This is a genomic window from Lampropedia puyangensis (assembly GCF_004833285.1).
Classification (GTDB): domain Bacteria; phylum Pseudomonadota; class Gammaproteobacteria; order Burkholderiales; family Burkholderiaceae_C; genus Lampropedia; species Lampropedia puyangensis.
Map to the genome: position 1 here is coordinate 33,105 of NZ_STFG01000004.1, position 17,894 is coordinate 50,998.

General features: G+C 51.8%; 19 protein-coding genes. 7 read left to right on the forward strand and 12 right to left on the reverse strand.

All coding sequences use genetic code 11. The annotated features are described in order from the left end of the window. Positions 1-1,629 carry a peptide chain release factor 3 gene (locus E9531_RS05590; RefSeq protein WP_136572769.1) on the reverse strand — a complete coding sequence of 543 codons (1,629 nt, stop codon included), beginning with the start codon at positions 1,627-1,629 and terminating at the stop codon, positions 1-3. A 460-nt stretch (positions 1,630-2,089) separates the two neighbouring features. Here E9531_RS05590 and E9531_RS05595 point away from each other — a divergent pair, with 460 nt between their 5' ends. From E9531_RS05595 to E9531_RS05610, 4 genes are all read left to right on the forward strand, one after another. Further along, complete coding sequence (locus tag E9531_RS05595; RefSeq protein ID WP_136572770.1) at positions 2,090-2,980, forward strand: amino acid ABC transporter substrate-binding protein; 891 nt, start codon at positions 2,090-2,092, stop codon at positions 2,978-2,980. 157 nt (positions 2,981-3,137) lie between these two features. Further along, positions 3,138-3,890 carry an amino acid ABC transporter permease gene (locus tag E9531_RS05600; RefSeq protein WP_136572771.1) on the forward strand — a complete coding sequence of 251 codons (753 nt, stop codon included), beginning with the start codon at positions 3,138-3,140 and terminating at the stop codon, positions 3,888-3,890. 1 nt (position 3,891) lies between these two features. Further along, positions 3,892-4,557, forward strand: a complete 666-nt coding sequence (locus tag E9531_RS05605; RefSeq protein WP_136572772.1) for an amino acid ABC transporter permease — start codon at positions 3,892-3,894, stop codon at positions 4,555-4,557. Positions 4,558-4,571: 14 nt separating this feature from the next. After that, entirely contained in the window at positions 4,572-5,309 is a 738-nt protein-coding gene (locus E9531_RS05610) for an amino acid ABC transporter ATP-binding protein (protein WP_136572773.1), read from the forward strand. 73 nt (positions 5,310-5,382) lie between these two features. Here E9531_RS05610 and E9531_RS05615 read toward each other — a convergent pair whose 3' ends face one another. From E9531_RS05615 to aptA, 10 genes are all read right to left on the reverse strand, one after another. Then, complete coding sequence (locus E9531_RS05615; protein ID WP_136572774.1) at positions 5,383-5,688, reverse strand: hypothetical protein; 306 nt, start codon at positions 5,686-5,688, stop codon at positions 5,383-5,385. Positions 5,689-5,947: 259 nt separating this feature from the next. After that, the gene (locus E9531_RS05620; RefSeq protein ID WP_136572775.1) at positions 5,948-7,072 is read right to left on the reverse strand and encodes a 3-deoxy-7-phosphoheptulonate synthase; all 1,125 of its coding nucleotides are present in this window, start codon (positions 7,070-7,072) and stop codon (positions 5,948-5,950) included. Positions 7,073-7,324: 252 nt separating this feature from the next. Beyond that, the gene (locus E9531_RS05625; RefSeq protein WP_244610000.1) at positions 7,325-7,996 is read right to left on the reverse strand and encodes an exosortase H-associated membrane protein; all 672 of its coding nucleotides are present in this window, start codon (positions 7,994-7,996) and stop codon (positions 7,325-7,327) included. Then, positions 7,989-8,549, reverse strand: coding sequence for an exosortase H (xrtH, locus tag E9531_RS05630; protein ID WP_136572776.1), 561 nt, complete (start codon positions 8,547-8,549; stop codon positions 7,989-7,991). The genes E9531_RS05625 and xrtH overlap by 8 nt, the downstream gene beginning before the upstream one ends. Positions 8,550-8,737: 188 nt before the next feature. Further along, positions 8,738-9,127 carry a roadblock/LC7 domain-containing protein gene (locus E9531_RS05635; protein ID WP_244610001.1) on the reverse strand — a complete coding sequence of 130 codons (390 nt, stop codon included), beginning with the start codon at positions 9,125-9,127 and terminating at the stop codon, positions 8,738-8,740. Between the two features lie 47 nt (positions 9,128-9,174). After that, positions 9,175-9,576 carry a hypothetical protein gene (locus E9531_RS05640; RefSeq protein WP_136572777.1) on the reverse strand — a complete coding sequence of 134 codons (402 nt, stop codon included), beginning with the start codon at positions 9,574-9,576 and terminating at the stop codon, positions 9,175-9,177. A gap of 85 nt (positions 9,577-9,661) precedes the next feature. After that, complete coding sequence (locus E9531_RS05645) at positions 9,662-10,987, reverse strand: phosphatase domain-containing putative toxin (protein ID WP_136572778.1); 1,326 nt, start codon at positions 10,985-10,987, stop codon at positions 9,662-9,664. Positions 10,988-10,991: 4 nt separating this feature from the next. Further along, positions 10,992-11,609, reverse strand: a complete 618-nt coding sequence (locus E9531_RS05650; protein ID WP_136572779.1) for a GTP-binding protein — start codon at positions 11,607-11,609, stop codon at positions 10,992-10,994. An 82-nt stretch (positions 11,610-11,691) separates the two neighbouring features. Continuing rightward, entirely contained in the window at positions 11,692-12,144 is a 453-nt protein-coding gene (locus E9531_RS05655) for a hypothetical protein (protein ID WP_136572780.1), read from the reverse strand. 179 nt (positions 12,145-12,323) lie between these two features. After that, positions 12,324-13,673, reverse strand: coding sequence for an omega-aminotransferase AptA (gene aptA, locus E9531_RS05660; protein ID WP_136572781.1), 1,350 nt, complete (start codon positions 13,671-13,673; stop codon positions 12,324-12,326). 210 nt (positions 13,674-13,883) lie between these two features. On the opposite strand from aptA, the gene E9531_RS05665 reads away from it, so the two are divergent. From E9531_RS05665 to E9531_RS05675, 3 genes are all read left to right on the forward strand, one after another. After that, positions 13,884-14,390: an NUDIX hydrolase gene (locus E9531_RS05665; RefSeq protein WP_136572782.1), complete on the forward strand. Its 507-nt coding sequence runs from the start codon at positions 13,884-13,886 to the stop codon at positions 14,388-14,390. Positions 14,391-14,435: 45 nt separating this feature from the next. Then, on the forward strand, positions 14,436-15,839 hold the full coding sequence (locus E9531_RS05670) for an aminopeptidase P N-terminal domain-containing protein (protein WP_136572783.1): 1,404 nt from the start codon (positions 14,436-14,438) through the stop codon (positions 15,837-15,839). A 129-nt stretch (positions 15,840-15,968) separates the two neighbouring features. Continuing rightward, the gene (locus tag E9531_RS05675) at positions 15,969-16,529 is read left to right on the forward strand and encodes a bactofilin family protein (RefSeq protein WP_136572784.1); all 561 of its coding nucleotides are present in this window, start codon (positions 15,969-15,971) and stop codon (positions 16,527-16,529) included. Positions 16,530-16,672: 143 nt separating this feature from the next. Here E9531_RS05675 and lplAB read toward each other — a convergent pair whose 3' ends face one another. After that, positions 16,673-17,725 carry a lipoate-protein ligase LplAB gene (gene lplAB / locus E9531_RS05680; RefSeq protein WP_136572785.1) on the reverse strand — a complete coding sequence of 351 codons (1,053 nt, stop codon included), beginning with the start codon at positions 17,723-17,725 and terminating at the stop codon, positions 16,673-16,675. Positions 17,726-17,894 lie beyond the last annotated feature (169 nt).

A 17,894-nucleotide genomic window follows, 5' to 3' on the forward strand; every position in this document is an offset into this window, starting at 1 on the left:
TTAACCGGCCTGCAATTCCAACCCTGCATGCTCACGCAGCGGATGGAATGTGATTTTTGGAAAACGCTCTTGCGCCAATCGCACGTCATAAGGCGAAGTGCACATATAAGCCAAAGCGTTCGCAGCATCATGCGCCATGCGCAGGGGATACGCTATTTCGAACTTGCGCAGTTCATCCGGAGTTTCGGCGCTGATCCAGCGGGCGCTGGTGTATTGACTGGGCTCTAGGCGAACCTCTGCGTCGTACTCGGTTTTCAAACGGTGCTGCACAACCTCGAACTGCAGCTGCCCCACAGCACCCAGCAACATATTGCCACCCGCATCGGGCTTGAATACCTGAATCGCGCCCTCCTCACCCAACTGCATCAGGCCTTGTTGCAGCTGCTTGGTGCGCAGCGGGTTTTTCAGCACGACAGTCGCGAACATTTCTGGGGCAAAAAATGGTAGGCCTGTGAATTGCAGGTTGGCGCCATCGGTGATGGTATCGCCCAATTGCACGCCGCCATGGGTGGTGAAACCAATGATGTCGCCAGCAAATGCCTCTTCCACTGCTTCGCGGCGCTGGCTCATGAAGGTCACCACACTGGTTGGCCTGAGCTCCTTGGTGGTGCGCTGCACTTTAAGCTTCATACCGGGCATGTATTTGCCTGAGGCGATACGCACAAAAGCAATGCGATCACGGTGGTTGGCATCCATATTGGCCTGCACTTTGAACACCACGCCAGAAAAGGCTTTGTCTTCTGGATGGATGGTGGTTTCTGTGACGTCGCCGCTCTTGGCGATCAAGCGACTGGTGCGCTTGCCTGGTGGAGGGGACATATCCACCACCGCATCTAATACTTCCATCACCCCGAAATTATTGACACCAGAGCCAAAAAACACCGGTGTCAATTTGCCCTCTAAGAAGGCTTGGTGATCCCACTCTGCAGATGCGCCTTGCGCCAATTCCATGCTTTCGAGTGCATCGTCAAAGGCACGGCCAAAACGGGCACGCAGTTTGTCGCCCTCACTCAGGGGGATGACCTCAAAATCCTGCGGACGCTTATCGCTGCCGGCCTGAAAAACGGTCATGCTCTGGGTCTGCATGTTGATGATGCCACCGAAACTTTTACCCTGCCCGACCGGCCAGGTGATAGGGCAGCATGGCATTTTCAGCTCACGCTCGACTTCATCCAAAATATCAAGCGGATCGCGCACTTCACGGTCCATCTTGTTGACGAAGGTAATGATGGGTGTATCACGCTGGCGGCACACTTCAATCAGCCTACGAGTCTGAGACTCCACACCATTGGCCGCATCGATCACCATCAATGCCGAATCAACCGCTGTCAACACACGGTAGGTATCTTCAGAAAAGTCTTTGTGGCCAGGGGTGTCAAGCAGATTGACCACATGGTCGCGGTAACTCATCTGCATGACAGACGAGGCTACCGAAATACCACGTTGCTTCTCAATCTCCATCCAGTCAGAAGTAGCGTGACGACTGGCTTTGCGGCCCTTGACCGCTCCGGCGATCTGAATCGCACCGGAGAACAACAATAGTTTTTCTGTCAGGGTGGTTTTACCAGCATCAGGGTGAGAGATGATGGCAAAGGTGCGGCGGCGGCGGGTTTCTTTTTCGTAGGTCACAAGCAGGACGCTGATTCAGCGCAAGAGGTTCAAGCAAACGCCGCATTCTAATGAACATGCACCACGGTGGCGACTATTGCCGTTTGCATGGTTTGATGCAGATGCGCGGGATGCTGGCGAAAGAGGCATGTGTGCCCTAACAACCGAAAAGGTTAATCGCTGCATTTTGCATAATGTCACTGCGCACCTTTTTTGGGCGACAATGTCACCAGCAAAGACATGCCATGCCCAATGGAGTATTGGCACATGTTTTGCGTGCAAGTGCAATCACGTGATCGACAACGATTCGCTAGCAGTTGTTGTGTATCGTGCTGCTGACTTGCTCTATCGAGTTCGTTCCCCCTAGAACAAGCCATTGATCCATCAACCAATAGCGTTTGCCATAATGCCAAGCATGCGCAAATCGTGTACAAACGGTTTGTTCCATCTTGGTGCAGCGACAAATACAAGGAGTTATTCAATGAAAAAACATCTTTTCGCCATTACTTTGCTGGCTGCAGCCTCTGCAGCTTTTGCACAATCGAACACGCTGGAAAAAATTGCCAATTCTGGTGAAATCACTCTGGGTGTACGCGAGTCCTCTGGCTTGGGCTACACATTGGGTAACGGCAAATATGTTGGTTTCCATACCGAGATGGCAGAAAACATTGTCAAAGACCTCGAGAAAGACACTGGCAAAACGATTACCATTAAGTACCAGCCTGTCACTTCCCAAAACCGAATTCCTTTGGTAACTAACGGCACCGTAGATCTGGAATGTGGCTCCACCACAAACAACTTGGCGCGTCAAAAAGAAGTGGACTTTGCTTACACCACCTACGTGGAAGAAGTGCGCATGGCTGCCAAGAAAGACTCTGGCATCAAATCGGTTGCTGACCTGAACGGTAAAACAGTTGCTGTGACAACAGGCACCACTTCGGTGCAAACACTGCGTAAGCACAAACGCGCTGAAGGTGTGAACTTCAAAGAAACCATGGGCAAAGACCATGCTGACAGCTTCTTGCTGTTGGAAACGGGTCGCGCTGATGTGTTCGTGATGGATGGCTCCATCTTGGCAGCCAACATTTCCAAGTCTCGCAATCCTGGTGACTACCATATTGTTGGCGAAGTGCTCAACGTTGAACCGATTGCCTGCATGCTGCGCAAAGATGATGACGCATTCAAAGCTGCTGTTGACAAGAGCATTGAGCGCCAAATGAAAGACGGCACTCTGTTGGCACTGTGGGACAAATGGTTCCTCAAACCCATTCCACCAGCCAACACGACTGTGGGCTTGGAATTGTCGGAAAGCACTAAACAAGCTTGGGCAAATCCTAACAACAAGCCTATGGAAGATTACAAAGTGGAATAATCTTCCCGATGAGTCAGCCGCAAATAGAGGCACCGTGACATAAAACTCACAAGTCTCTAGCCACGCGGCAGCAACACACGCTCCGATGGGCAGACCCTATGTCCAACCACGGAGCGTTTTTTAATCATTCCAATACTCCAGTAGTGAGGAGAAAACAATGGATTGGGACTGGCAAGTTTTTTGCCAAGACAACATCACCGGAGAAGTAGCGAGTGGTTGTTTTGGCAAAGGTGGCGATGTCACCTACCTCGATTGGATGTTATCCGCATGGGGATGGACTGTCTCCGTGTCTGTTCTGGCATTAATTTTGGCTTTGGTCGTTGGTTCAATCATTGGCACGATCAGAACCTTGCCCAACAGCCCTTGGCTGGTTCGCTTAGGCAATGCGTGGGTGGAGTTGTTTCGCAACATCCCGTTGCTGGTACAAATTTTTCTTTGGTACCACGTTGTTCCATCGCTGTTCCCAGTCATGCGCGGCGTCTCAGGGTTCGTTCTAGTGGTCATTGCTCTAGGCTTTTTCACCTCCGCACGTATTGCTGAACAGGTTCGAGCCGGCATTCAGGCACTGCCAAAAGGCCAACGCTATGCAGGCATGGCATTGGGATTCACCACTCCGCAGTACTACCGTTATGTACTGCTGCCCATGGCGTACCGGATCATCATCCCTCCATTGACAAGCGAGTCGATGAACATTTTCAAGAACTCTTCTGTTGCGTTTGCAGTTTCCATCGCAGAATTGACAATGTTCGCCATGCAAGCACAGGAAGAAACGTCACGCGGCGTGGAAATTTACCTTGCGGTCTCGGGGCTTTATATGATTTCAGCGCTGATGATCAACCGCATCATGGCCTTCATTGAAAAGCGTACACGCGTTCCAGGCTTCATTGCCAGCGCAGGGGGGGGGCACTGATATGTCACTAGACTGGACGTTCTTCAACTGGGGCATCATCCAAGACTATGTCCTCAAAGGGCTGTACTTCAGCATCTACCTCACCGTCATCGCGACGATCGGCGGCATCATTTTTGGAACCTTGCTGGCCATGATGCGCCTGTCTGGCAATAAATGGCTGGAAATTCCTGCGACCATTTATGTCAATGGCATGCGTAGTGTTCCACTGGTGATGGTGATCTTATGGTTCTTCCTGCTGGTTCCTTTAATCATTGGCAGATCTGTGGGTGCAGAGTTTTCAGCCATCATCACCTTCATTGCCTTTGAGGCCGCTTACTTCAGCGAAATTATGCGCGCCGGTATCCAATCCATCCCGCGTGGTCAAGTCTTCGCGGGCCAGGCTGTGGGGATGACATACGGGCAGAATATGCGCTTGGTGATCTTGCCTCAAGCCTTTCGCAACATGCTGCCCGTCTTACTGACGCAAACCATCATCCTGTTCCAAGATACCTCTTTGGTCTATGCCATTGGCGCCTATGACATGCTCAAGGGCTTCGAGACTGCCGGTAAAAACTTCGGTCGCCCAATTGAAGCCTACATTGCCGCAGCTGTGATTTATTTTGTTATTTGCTTTAGTCTGTCGTACCTTGTGAAACGACTGCACAAAAAGATTGCCATCATTCGTTAAAGGAGTGCTGCACCATGATTGAATTGAAAAACGTCTCCAAATGGTATGGTGAAGTGCAAGTGCTCAATAACTGCACCACCACTATTCAAAAAGGGGAAGTCGTTGTTGTGGCGGGCCCATCTGGTTCAGGCAAGTCCACTTTAATTAAAACCATCAATGCACTGGAGCCCTTCCAAAAAGGCGAGATTTGGGTTGATGGCGTAGCAGTACACGACAAAAACACCAACCTGCCCAAATTGCGTAGCCGCGTTGGCATGGTGTTTCAGCACTTTGAGCTGTTCCCTCACCTTTCGGTCACCGAAAACCTCACCATTGCGCAAGTGAAAGTGTTAGGCCGTAACGCCACTGATGCCAAAGCGCACGGCTTGAAATATCTTGAACGCGTGGGACTGATGGCGCACAAAGACAAATTTCCCGGCCAGCTCTCAGGCGGTCAACAACAACGCGTGGCGATTGCACGCGCCCTGTCCATGGACCCGATTGTGATGTTGTTTGACGAGCCGACCTCTGCGCTTGACCCAGAAATGGTGGGTGAAGTGCTGGATGTCATGGTCGGCTTGGCCAACGAAGGTATGACCATGATGTGTGTAACCCATGAAATGGGGTTCGCACGCAAGGTTGGCAGCCGCGTGATTTTCATGGATGTGGGCGGAAAAATTCTGGAAGACTGCACAACACAAGAATTCTTCGGCAATCCCGATGCTCGCCAGCCCCGCACAAAAGATTTTCTGCATAAAATTCTGCAGCATTAATCTGTGTGCCGTGCAGCAACATACTAAAAAGGGCCTTCAAAAGAAGGCCCTTTTTCTTAGCCCATAGCATTCATCAGAAGCTAACCGACATGGCTGGTATGTCAATTTTGACCACAGGCTTTCCAAAAGCAGCTAAGGTCGAAGCAGCAAATTGCTGCGCCCATGCTTCATCAGCCCACAAGGACGAACTCGCAGTAGCCGCAATGGCCAGCACCTTATCAGCAATCAACACTTTCCCACTTGCGCGTAAGGGTTCACAGTCCAACGCAACAAATTGCTCATCCAGCCATTGTCTAGCCTCTAGTGGACTGGGGTTTGAATGCGCGAGCAACTGTAGCTCTTGATCAGCAGATAACTGCACGACGACGATATTTTGCACTGATGGACTCCTTGCCCTGCAAGCATCAACTAGTCAGGGATATGAACGGACTGTTTATCACTACACATACCCTATGCATCAAATGCATAGGCAACTCGTATAAAGCTTATCGCATCTGCACGGGTTTGTGCATGCCGACTTTCCCGATGCCAAGTCACCCCAGCGTCAACCCGAAAGCGATACAAAACCAGTGCCTATTTAGCAGAATAGCGTAAGCGCACTCCGTCATACCTGAGCCAGTAAGGCCTCCACTTCAGTCTTATTTTTTAAGCCTGCGTGTTGTCACCGCCTGCGACAGGAGGGCCAGAATATCCTCTGACTCATCCCATCCAACGCATGCATCGGTGATGCTCTTTCCATATTCCAACGCTTGCGGGTCATCAACTCCTGGCGAGAATTTTTGTGCTCCTGCCTTCAAATGGCTCTCTACCATCACACCAAAAATCTGGTGTGAACCTGCCGCCAATTGATCTGCAATGTCTTGTGCAACCGCTTTTTGTAGCTCGTGCTTTTTGCTGCTGTTAGCGTGCGAGCAGTCCACCATCAAGCTCGGGGGTAAATTGGCTTTTTCTAAATCGCTGCAAGCAGCCTGCACAAACTCCGCTTGGTAATTGGGTGTCTTACCCCCGCGCAAGATCACATGGCAATCCTCGTTGCCTTCAGTCACGATGATGGCCACCTGCCCTGTTTTATGCACCGATAAAAAGTGGTGCGAGCGCCCTGCGGACATGATGGCGTCCGTAGCAATACGGATATTGCCATCAGTGCCATTTTTAAAGCCAATGGGGGATGACAGGCCTGACGCCAGCTCTCGGTGCACCTGGCTCTCTGTGGTCCGCGCCCCAATCGCCCCCCATGCGATCAAGTCTCCAATGTACTGCGGAGAGATCACATCCAGAAACTCGCTACCCGCAGGCACGCCAATGCGATTGATATCAATCAGCAGTTGGCGAGCAATGCGCAAGCCTTCATCAATGCGGTAGCTTTGGTCCATGTAAGGATCATTAATCAAGCCCTTCCAACCTACCGTGGTACGCGGTTTTTCAAAGTACACACGCATCACTACTTCAAGCGTGTCTTTGTATTGTTCTCTTAGCACTTTAAGCTTGCGAGCATACTCGAGTGCCGCGGCCGGATCATGGATGCTGCATGGCCCAATGACCACCAGCAACCGGTCATCTTGACCATGCATGATGGAGCGAATGCGCTGGCGTGTCTCCAACACCAAGCGTTCCGTACGCGTGCCCTTGATCGGGAAAAAACGAATCAAATGTTCTGGCGGTGGCAACACGGCAATATCCTGAATGCGTTGGTTATCTGTCTGGCTGGTTTTTTCGACAGGGTCTTGCCAATAGGGCTGCTGATTCGTCTGGATCGCGTTCATCTGGGTCCTCACGTTTAAAAAAACAAAAAAGACAAAAAAACCGCCGAGCTTTTGAGGCTTCGGCGGTTTGGTATCGGTTGATGCTTTGCGCTTGCAGGCTATCCCCTCTCATCCGCCATGGACAGAGAAGTAAAACCAAAAAAAGTATGCGCGGACAAAACTAAGCATGTTTTCAATGTAACACAGTTTTTCTTGCGATTGAAAAATCGCTGAAATGTTATGAAGCCAGAATTCCTTGTGCAACCACAGCACTCATTTGCGTTTAGGCGCCGTGACACTCTTGGCAATGACATCCACGAAAAACCGACGGTCAAGCCACAACCAGATCAGTATCGGTAACAGCGTCGGAACAACCAGTGTGCCAAACTGAAATCCATACACAATTCCCTCAACCTGCCATGCATTCAAACGCAGCTGCGCCAAATCAATATTGGTAGACACTACAATTTGAAGCAGAATGAAGAAAGCCAGTGTAAAAGCTTGAAATGGCAACAGCAGCAGGTAGCCTGCTATGGCTTTGCCCAACATTTTTTTCTGTCTTGCAGCCAGCAACAGCGCCAAGAAAATTGGCAGGCCATACGCGTAACGAGACGGATCACCATCGAGCACCATTTCCGCTCTATGCCCCCCTGAGCCAGGAACGGGCACATCAACACGGGTATCCACTTCCAAATGGCCAGCAGGGACATCCTCCGTAGCGTCGGCCGAACCAATCATCTTGGTTTCACGAATCCAAGTTGGCGCCCCCACTTCTAAGGCTGCTCCAGCTATGACACCTGCAGGATAAGACGTCCACTGGTTAACAAACATCCAAATCGTCACAAGGATCGCCATCCAGGCAAACGCCGACACAGCAAAGACGGGGACACTCACTTCTCTGGATCGAGGCACTTTCGTTACTGGCTTAACAGAGACTTCAGACATGCGCCAACTCTCCAGCAGGTTCGTTGGAAGATTGCCCCACGCCGCCTTCTGGAGGATCCTCAGATCCATGGTCGTCCGCTCCTCGAATACTGCGCACCCAGAGCAACCACACGATCAGTACATCAATCATGATCAAGGCTTGCCAGAGATATTCGTGGGCGAATTTAAAAGCAGTGTCATTCCACTGACCAAGATAAAACAGGCTAATGACCCGAACGACATTGACAGCCTGAATGGCAAAAAAGCCAATCACAATTCCAGCGCCCTTTGCACGCCAACTCGATGGATAGGCCATGATTGCTGAGAACAACACAATACATGCCTCAACACCATTGCAACCGGGTTCAATCGATACGCCAAAACCATTGGAAGGATTCCATAAAACCTTGCCGGCAGCCATAGCGGTCGCATCAAAGGTTGTGACCAAATAGGCACAGATTTTGGCCAACAATGCCGTCCACGGCAGCACCACCGTCTCTTGAACGACGTTCAGCATATTGAGACCGAAAAGTCCCAATTGCAAAGCAAGAAAAACGAGAAAGAAACGCAACATGACGAGACCTGAGAATTGAAATGCCAAAAATACATACCTCGAGGAAGAGGCATGGTCCTGCGCACAAGGATTTAAGCGAATGCTAACTCAAGTGTATGAAAAAGTATCGTCATCAGTAATTTGAAGTTCATGTCGAAATAGACACTCCCTACCCAATATTGACAATAGATACTTGTATCGTGGTCAAGTCACAACATCAGCCCAGCTAGCTGCTGCGACGATTTTTTGGCATCCAGCAATACACGCCCCAAATTAGCGCCACTTTCTGCAGACAATGTCAATGCACGCCCTGCTCCAGCCTCTGTCAGCAGCATGATTCCCGAGCTGCCCCCGAGAATGACTTGCCGTAGCTCCCCCACCTCGACCTCTTTGGCAGCACGTCTTGAAAGCGCCAATAATGAAGCGCACATGGCCCCGATGCGATCAGCATTGACATGGGCATCCGTGGCGGAAGCCAAAACAAAGCCATCAAAGGAAACCCATGCCGCTAATTCAATTTGTGTAGAGCTTGCACGCAACTCACGCAAAATGCTTCGGGCTTTCGATTGTTCTGCAGGAGGCAGCATGGTGTCAGTCACGCGAATTCGATCGTTTTAAGGGCCGATGTAACGACCAAATGAATGATTTAGAGAGCACTCTCAATCGCTGGCATGGCCATACGCGATTTGGTCAATACCATGCCCAAATTCGCCCCTTTGCGGCATACAAACGTAGCCACCTGAGCTTGGTTCTTTCCTCGCAAGAAAATGTGCAGCAAATTGTCACTGTTCACGATAATTTCCTGAAAGTAATGGCGACCATCTTCCTGAACACCGCGCACGCGGCGGAAAATCTTTTCAATGGCTTGCACATTTGGACCTTGGAACAAGTCGGCAGTCGCAGCTGAAAGCAAATCGATGACCTCTTGCGCATGCGAATCTACTGTCTTGATAGCCAGCAGCATTCCTGATTCAAGATCTACGTAACCAGCGGCAACGCAATCAGGAATAGTGGCAACGGCTTTCTCTAAGCTGGAATCGAGTGACATCGTGGAACCTTTCTAATCTAAGCACAATTTGTTACTAACGCAATTTAATCACACATAGATTCTATTGAATTTTCAATCCCTGTGCTCATTCCGTAAATGTCACATTATTCACAATAAATTGTTGGAATTCACCAAGAAACAGCAATTGTCTTTCTGATTGAATCCAGCCTGAATCAATCCGGCGCATTGCAGCAATGGCTTGCGCAGCAGTCCAAGCCCCTTTGCTGCGCCACATCAAATACAGCGCCAACACTGTCCCTGTCCGGCCTTGCCCAGCTTTGCAATGCACAGCCAAGTGCGCCTGCTGTGCCAATTGCACATCCAGCAATTCACAAAGCCCAAGCGCCTGCTCGACAGAGGGAGCCTCCATATCAGGAATAGGCACAAAAAGTCCTTTGATGCCATATTGCGCCAACAGTGCACCATCAAAAGGGACCTCCGTCAGGTTTAAAAGAGTATCGATTCCGACTCCTTGCAAACCTTGTAGGTCTTGGTGCGCATCGTTGAGCAGCCCTGGAATTGATACGCCCGCCAATCGATCTGCCACCACCCATCTGAAACGAGAGGGCAGCAATGGATGCAATACCCCTGCACGAGGAATGCGCCCTGCAGTCAACTCTGCCAACGCGGATGCAAACAAATCACTAGTGCACGCGCTCTCGCGAGGGACAACCTGACTGCGCTCTTCGGCTAACGTGCCAAATTGCAAGAAATGGCGAACAACATCGGAACTTGGAGTATCAAAAAAAAGCGTCGCAGGATGGGACGCCAAGACACGTCCATTGCCAATCAAGACCACCTGTTCGGCCAATGCGCGCGCATGACCCAAATGGTGGGTAATGAATACTACGCTGCGTATTTGCGAAAGCATCTTGATCAATGCTTGCATACGCACCACCTCCGCCTGATCCAAATCTGCGGTAGGCTCATCGAGCAGCACCATGGCTTGCCCCAGGTAAGCCGCCCGCAAAACATTGAAGAGCGCCCACTCTCCGTCTGAAACAGCAGAAGCCTCCCGCAGCAGTAACGGCAACAGATCAGCCATATGCAGCGCATTAAACAGCTCTCGTAGTGACTGCATGACCTGACCTGCCGAGTTCAATTGCTCTTGGCAAAAGAACTGCAGCACAGTCCCATCCGGACGCATTTGCTTCTGCTGCGCTATTGCTACCGAAATCGGCGCAGTGACATCCCAAGAAGTTAGCCGCGCCAACCAGTCGCCATCACTTAACTGCGTCTGCGATGTGCGGCTGAAGGAATCGACACATTGCAACAAGGTTGACTTGCCCGTCCCACACGGCCCCACAAGCGCAGTACAGCCATACAAAGGCAAGGACATACTCACATCAAACAAAACTTGTTTAGGGCCATACCATGCATTGAGCCCATGCAACGTCAATAACGCACCCACACCATTACTCCTGAGTAGCCAAAGACGCCATTCTCTCGTGAAGCAAGGAGTCGGGATGCAATTGAAAAGACTCCAGCAATGCAGTCATCACCACCAAAACCACTGCAACATCACGTGGTTCGCGGGCGTCACACCACAGCACGGGTGGCTGGCAAAGACTGCAGGTGCACAGACTTTGCTGCTGGAAGTATTGCTGGTAAACAGCCAGATCGCGTTGCGCATCATCTTCTGCATGCGTCACGGCAATGACAACGGGAAATCCATGTTGTACCTGCTCCGCCTGTTTAACCTTAACGGTTTGCAAGTACACACCGAGATCAGCCAAACGCTCTGCACGACTATGGTCAACAAAGATAACGACTCCTTTGGCCTGTTCAAGCAAGATTTCCCACATGAAATCAAAGCGGTCCTGCCCTGGCGCTCCATGCAAGCGTAGCTTGTCACCATTGCCAAGCTCCATCACCCCCATATCCATCGCCACTGTCGTCGTCTCTTTCAAGGCAATGGTTTGCGCATCCGTTGCCACCACATCGGTGTCCACCACATCGATATCACTGATAGTTCGAATAGCTGTCGTTTTCCCTGACCCGACAGACCCCAAGACAGCAATATTCCAATCCATAAGCGTCTCACCCCAATCGCAATGCAAAAAATATATTTTTATCTATCCCAAAATGTATGCCAATAGTCGCAAAGAACCAAAACTACTGCTTATGCGTCAGCAACTTGCCCCACAATTTTTTGAGAAACGACTGCACCGGTGTTCCCGAAGTCAATGCTGCTTTGTTGGTCGATTCAGGCTCTACTGGGATTTCCTCTTGCGCCAAGCTCACAGCACCCGCCTCGGAAACTGCACCTGAGGCCTGAGCAAGATCCTCCTCCAGCGGCGACACAGAAGCCCCAACCTGAAAAAGACCAATACATTGCGCCGCGAACAATTGCTCAAGCATCGGCTCAACTTCATAACTTGGCAAATCGACCGAACGGTAAACCAAGAAGCCTACCGTAGGTTTGCGCGACAGGAGCGCACAAATACGTGCCAAGTCACCAACACGCGATCCATCGTATTCGCTGGAAAAATCAGGCCATTGCCTAAGGTACAGCAGCCTAGACCGTATATCTTGCTTGACTGCGTTCGTCTCTGTGAGGGTATCCATTCCTGCCTTTCCCGAATAAAAGACATCGACCAAACTTTCGGCATCGTAGGGCCAAAGGCCTATCTCCGTCTAGGAATAAGGTGATTCCTTTAAAGCGCGAAACGAGCACGTCACGCAGCGAACTTCTGCTTCAAAAAGTATTCAGCAGAACGCGTTTGAACGCTTATTCGCGCAATACATCACCCCACAGCTTGCAATGCTTCACCCAACGCCTCAACCAGACGATCAATCTCTGCGCGCTCAGCAATAAATGGCGGAGCCAGCTGGATCGTATCTGCTCCATAACGGACATAAAAGCCCGCCTCCCAACACTTCATGGCTACCTCAAAAGGCCTGCGGGCAGGCTCGCCAGGATAGGCCTCCAAAGTCAAGCCAGCCGCCAAGCCAAAATTGCGAATATCTGCCACATGCCGCAGCCCCTTCAAACTATGAACGGCTGATTCAAAATAAGGACTTAGTGCCTGAACTCGCTCAACCATTTGTTCCGACGCCAGCACATTCAGTGCCGCCAACGCTGCAGCACAGGCCACAGGGTGCGCAGAGTAGGTATAACCGTGCGAAAACTCCACCATGTAATCGGGCCCGCCCGCATCCATGAACGCCTCATGGATCGCATGCTTAGCCACCACAGCGCCCAAAGGCTGCGCTCCATTGGTCACTTGCTTGGCCAAAGTCAATATATCAGGCGTCACTCCAAAGACCTCAGAAGCCGTCATGCCGCCAGCACGGCCAAACCCGGTGATAACCTCATCAAAAATCAACAGGATGTGGTGCTGATCACAAATCTCACGCAACCGCTGCAAGTAACCGACAGGAGGAATCACCACCCCTGCAGAGCCAGAAAATGGCTCAACGATCACCGCAGCAATGTTTGATGCGTCATGCAGCGCAATCAAATCAAGCAAACGGTCTGCCAACGCAGCACCCCCCTCTTGCGGCATCCCTTTGCAAAAGGATCCCGATTTTGGTTGTGTATGAGGCAAGTGGTCAGCCTCCACACCTTGGCCAAACAGTTTGCGGTTGCCTCCGATACCTCCAACCGAGATGCCACCGAAATTCACCCCGTGATAGCCTTTTTCGCGCCCAATCAGGCGCGTTTTACTCGATTGCCCCTTGAGCCGCCAATACGCACGTGCCATCTTCAACGCAGTATCTGCGGCCTCCGAGCCAGAGCCAGTAAAAAACACATGGTCCAACCCCGCAGGCATCAAGCTTTTGATGCGGTGTGCCAGTTCAAACGAAAGTGGGTGTCCAAACTGAAAAGCAGGCGAATAATCTAACTGCTGCGCTTGCTGCCCAATCGCCTGCGCAATCTCCGGCCGACCATGCCCAAGGCCGCTACACCACAAACCAGACAATCCATCAAAGATCTTCCTTCCTTGTGCATCCGTATAGTACGCGCCCTGCCCCTGCACAATCACTCGCGGATTACGCTTGAATTCACGGTTGCCCGTAAAAGGCATCCAGTGGGCATCCATCCAATCAGGATTGATGGCATTGGGCGTATGGTTTGCATCGGTTAACGGCATCGCGACTCCTTGGTCATCAAAAAAGAAAGAACGATGGGGTAGTACCACAGCATCATTCGCAACCACCCATTTTGCGCGCACAATGCCTCTTTGTATCTCTCTGTACCCACGCCCTTTGTCAACAGGGGTGAACTTGGGCTTAGAACATGTTTACGTTCTAAGAGAATGGTGCACAAATTTTTGTCATAACCACAGCACAACAATAGTCGCATGCAAAAGAGATGGAAACCGAACGTGACGGTTGCAGCCGTCATTGAACGCGAGGGGCGCTTTCTTCTGGTTGAGGAAGATACACGCGATGGCTTGCGCCTCAACACTCCTGCTGGCCACCTGGACCCAGGCGAAGATCCCGTTCAAGCCTGCCGCAGAGAAACTCTGGAGGAGTCGGCCCACGATTTCACCCCAACGGCTCTGGTTGGCATTTACCTCAACCGCTTCATGCCCTCCAGCGCAACGCAGGACATCACTTATCTGCGCTTTACGTTCTGCGGTACTTTGGGCCAACACCACCCTGACCGTGCGCTGGACTATGGCATTGTTCGCGCCGTGTGGATGACGCCTGAAGAAATTCGCGCAGCCCAAGCACGCCACCGCTCCCCCATCGTCATGCAATGCATAGACGACTATCTGGCCGGAAAGCGCTTCCCCATCGACATCTTGAACGTGGACCCCAGCGTTTACCTCCAACCCCGTTCGGCCACTGAAAACGTCGCGTAAAACAGCAGTCAACGTCACAGCCAGCCCCCTAAGCGTTTAGCCTCCATGCACCACACCGAAACCTTCAACCCCGCAATCTACGCCAGTCGTCGCCAACGTGTGGCGCAACGCATGCAACCAGGCAGCATCGCACTGATACCGACTGCAATCGAAGCCATCCGCAACCGCGACTCCCATTTCCCGTATCGACCAGACAGCTACTTTTACTACTTGACCGGATTCACTGAACCGAACGCCTGGTTGGTGCTGACTGCAGAAGGCCATAGCACCTTGCTGTGCCAACCCAAGGATTTGCAACGTGAAATCTGGGATGGGTACCGCCTTGGCCCGGAGGCAGCCATTGCCACACTGGGCGTACAAGATGCCGATTCCTTTGACCACTTAATGCAACGCCTGCCGCGCCTGCTCGAAAACACCACTGCGGTGTACTACCCCTTTGCAACCCATACCGGCATGGCGCAGCAGGTAGAACAATTGCTGGAGAAAGTTCGGGCCCGCGCACGTTTTGGCGCCAATACGCCAACTGCACAACTGGATTTGTGTGCCATTCTCGATGAAATGCGGCTCATCAAAGATGCTCATGAAATCGATACTATGCGCCGGGCAGGCATCATCAGTGCCCAAGCCCATGTACGTGCCATGCAGCGCTCGGCACACATGTTGGCAACAGGGCAAGACACACGTGAATACCATCTCGAAGCGGAACTGCTGTACATTTTTCGCGAACACGGTGCGCAAGCCCCCGCCTATAACAGCATCGTCGCCGCAGGCCACAACGCCTGCGTACTCCACTACCGCGCCAGCGATGCGCCTGTGCGGGCAGGCGATTTGGTACTGATTGATGCCGCCTGCGAACTCGACGGCTATGCCAGCGACATCACACGAACCTTCCCTGCCAATGGTCGTTTTACAGCCGCGCAACGGGATTTATACGATGTAGTTTTAGCCAGCGAAGAAGCCGCCATTGCCGCCACCAAGCCAGGCGCGCGTTTTAATGACCCGCATGATGCGGCCGTACGCATCCTCACCCAAGGTATGCTCGATTTTGGCCTCCTCAACGCCAACCGCGTAGGCACGCTGGATGACGCCATTGCCCAACGCGCCTATTTTCCGTTCTACATGCATCGCACCAGCCACTGGCTGGGCATGGATGTGCACGATTGCGGCAGCTATAACGAACCGACCGAAAGTGGTCAGATGCAAGAACGGCAAGACCCCCTTTCAGGTGAAACCATTCGCAACCGCCCCTCACGCATTCTGGCTCCAGGCATGATGCTGACGATTGAGCCCGGCCTCTATGTCCGCCCGGGGCCAGACATTCCTGAGGCCTTCCACCATATCGGCATTCGCATTGAAGACAATGCACTGGTTACCGAGACTGGCAACGAACTCTTGACGCGCGATGTGCCTGTCAAAGCAGACGCCATAGAAAACCTCATGCGCGTCTGAAATGCCCCTCAGCCAGCAATGTGAGAATGAAAATATTTACAGTATTTTCAGTATTTATATTGCGTTGGCTGCACATATTCACTTAAATTCTTGAATATCTTTACCCCCATTCACAGAGGAACTTCTGACATGGCACAAACTGGCTTCTTTGGTAAGCGCTCCGATACCCCAAAACCTGAATCCACAACCACACCGGCCGCAGCAACACCTGCATCGCCTTTGTCTTCAAGCGCTTCGACCGCAGCCAGCTCAACTGCTAAACCTGCCGGTTTTTTTGGCGGCACACCTGCAACAAACACGCCCGCCCCTTCTTTTGCCAGCGCCAACGCCAGTGCAGACAAGGCCAGCAACACCAGCGAACCTGAAACCAAAGAAAGCAAGCTCACAGTCGGCCCAAACATCAAGCTCAAAGGCGTTGAAATCACTGACTGCGATGTGCTGTTCATTGAAGGGGTTGTGGAAGCCACGCTTGACTCCAAAGTCATCCAGATTTCTGAAAAAGGCTCTTTCAACGGTACAGCCAATATTGACGTAGCTGAAATTCACGGCACGTTCGATGGTGACCTGACCGTTCGCGAAAAATTAACTGTATTTGCTACAGGCAAAGTCACCGGAAAGATTCGCTACGGAAAACTCGTTGTGGAAGAAGGCGGCAACCTGAGCGGCGAAATCAGCTCCACAGGCAACTGATCGCAGTAACTGAATCAACAAAAGCCACCTGATTGGTGGCTTTTTGCTTTATTTTTTGCTTCATCGATCAGCACACAAAATCGCTCAGCAATCAGGGCTCCGGTGTCTCTGTATATCCCAAGAGCCTGGTACTGACCACCCGCTCAAGGTAATTTATTCAGCCATTCTTGCGATAGGAATTTGGTGCGCGCCAACTCCTGTGCTGCAGCATATTCTTCTGGTGTGATAACGCCGGTTGTGCCGCCATACATCTGCACGAAGGTGTCGCGCATGCGTTCGATCACCTGCTCGCGGAGCAAGCCGGTCTGGCTGCGCAGAGGATCTACCCGCTTCACAGCACTGGTCGTACCTTTATCGCTGAGCTTCTCGCGCCCGATGCGCAGAATCTGCGTCATCTTTTGGGCATCCATGTCATACGACATCGTCACATGGTGCAGCACCGTAGCCCCTTGTGTGAAACGCTTTTGCGCAGCGCCCCCAATTTTTCCTTGGGGACTGGCAATGTCGTTTAGCGGCTTGTAAAACGCATCGATCCCCAGCGATTTGAGCGCATGCAAGACCCAGTCATCTAAGAATGCATATGAATCGGCAATCGTGAGCTCGCTAACCAACTCCATAGGCGCATAGATCGAATACGTAATGGCACTGCCAGGCTCGACAAACATCGCCCCACCCCCAGTAATGCGCCGCACCACCGTAACGCCGTGGGCGTGCGCTTGCGCCATATCGACTTCATTGCGCACGGACTGGAACACCCCAAGAATAACCGCAGGGGACTCCCACTCCCAAAACCGCAGCGTTGGCGGTCTGCGCCCTGCTGCCACCTCCAGGCTCAGCACCTCATCCAAAGCCGTATGCATTGCAGGCGATGTGGCGGGCTCATGCAGAATTTGCCACTCATAGTCACGCCATGTTTTGGCCACACCCAAAGCACGCCGCACCGCAATAGCCACCGCTTCAGGGCTAAAACCAAATAGCATAGCTCCTTCTGGCAATGCTGTGCGGATGGCTTGGGCCAGTTGCACAGTATCGGCTGCGGCAGATTGGCCTTCCAGCGCTTGACTAATGGCATCCAAGGCCTCTTCGGGCTCTAAGAAAAAATCACCTGCCACTTGGACATTGCGCAACAACCCCTCTTGCACATCAACATCCACTACAACCAACTTGCCACCAGGCACTTTGTATTCCCCATGCATCTTGCATATCTCCTTCTTATGTCGCACTAGCGTGCCTTCACGGCCTGTTTCTTACGATTCAATATAGAGAAACAGCCGAGCACTCCTTGAGTCAACGCGCATTGTGCACGCCCTCGAACGCATATCCAAGCCTCTGCACGCCACGAACACTCTGTGTGCAATGGCCATG

What these genes read in the sequence shown, in the direction of transcription:
- E9531_RS05595 (WP_136572770.1), top strand. Translation starts at nt 2,090, where the DNA reads ATGAAAAAACATCTTTTCGCCATTACTTTGCTGGCTGCAGCCTCTGCA.
- E9531_RS05600 (WP_136572771.1), top strand. Translation starts at nt 3,138, where the DNA reads ATGGATTGGGACTGGCAAGTTTTTTGCCAAGACAACATCACCGGAGAA.
- E9531_RS05605 (WP_136572772.1), top strand. Translation starts at nt 3,892, where the DNA reads ATGTCACTAGACTGGACGTTCTTCAACTGGGGCATCATCCAAGACTAT.
- E9531_RS05610 (WP_136572773.1), top strand. Translation starts at nt 4,572, where the DNA reads ATGATTGAATTGAAAAACGTCTCCAAATGGTATGGTGAAGTGCAAGTG.
- E9531_RS05620 (WP_136572775.1), bottom strand. Translation starts at nt 7,072, where the DNA reads ATGAACGCGATCCAGACGAATCAGCAGCCCTATTGGCAAGACCCTGTC.
- E9531_RS05625 (WP_244610000.1), bottom strand. Translation starts at nt 7,996, where the DNA reads ATGTCTGAAGTCTCTGTTAAGCCAGTAACGAAAGTGCCTCGATCCAGA.
- xrtH (WP_136572776.1), bottom strand. Translation starts at nt 8,549, where the DNA reads ATGTTGCGTTTCTTTCTCGTTTTTCTTGCTTTGCAATTGGGACTTTTC.
- E9531_RS05640 (WP_136572777.1), bottom strand. Translation starts at nt 9,576, where the DNA reads ATGTCACTCGATTCCAGCTTAGAGAAAGCCGTTGCCACTATTCCTGAT.
- E9531_RS05650 (WP_136572779.1), bottom strand. Translation starts at nt 11,609, where the DNA reads ATGGATTGGAATATTGCTGTCTTGGGGTCTGTCGGGTCAGGGAAAACG.
- E9531_RS05655 (WP_136572780.1), bottom strand. Translation starts at nt 12,144, where the DNA reads ATGGATACCCTCACAGAGACGAACGCAGTCAAGCAAGATATACGGTCT.
- aptA (WP_136572781.1), bottom strand. Translation starts at nt 13,673, where the DNA reads ATGCCGTTAACCGATGCAAACCATACGCCCAATGCCATCAATCCTGAT.
- E9531_RS05665 (WP_136572782.1), top strand. Translation starts at nt 13,884, where the DNA reads ATGCAAAAGAGATGGAAACCGAACGTGACGGTTGCAGCCGTCATTGAA.
- E9531_RS05670 (WP_136572783.1), top strand. Translation starts at nt 14,436, where the DNA reads ATGCACCACACCGAAACCTTCAACCCCGCAATCTACGCCAGTCGTCGC.
- E9531_RS05675 (WP_136572784.1), top strand. Translation starts at nt 15,969, where the DNA reads ATGGCACAAACTGGCTTCTTTGGTAAGCGCTCCGATACCCCAAAACCT.
- lplAB (WP_136572785.1), bottom strand. Translation starts at nt 17,725, where the DNA reads ATGCATGGGGAATACAAAGTGCCTGGTGGCAAGTTGGTTGTAGTGGAT.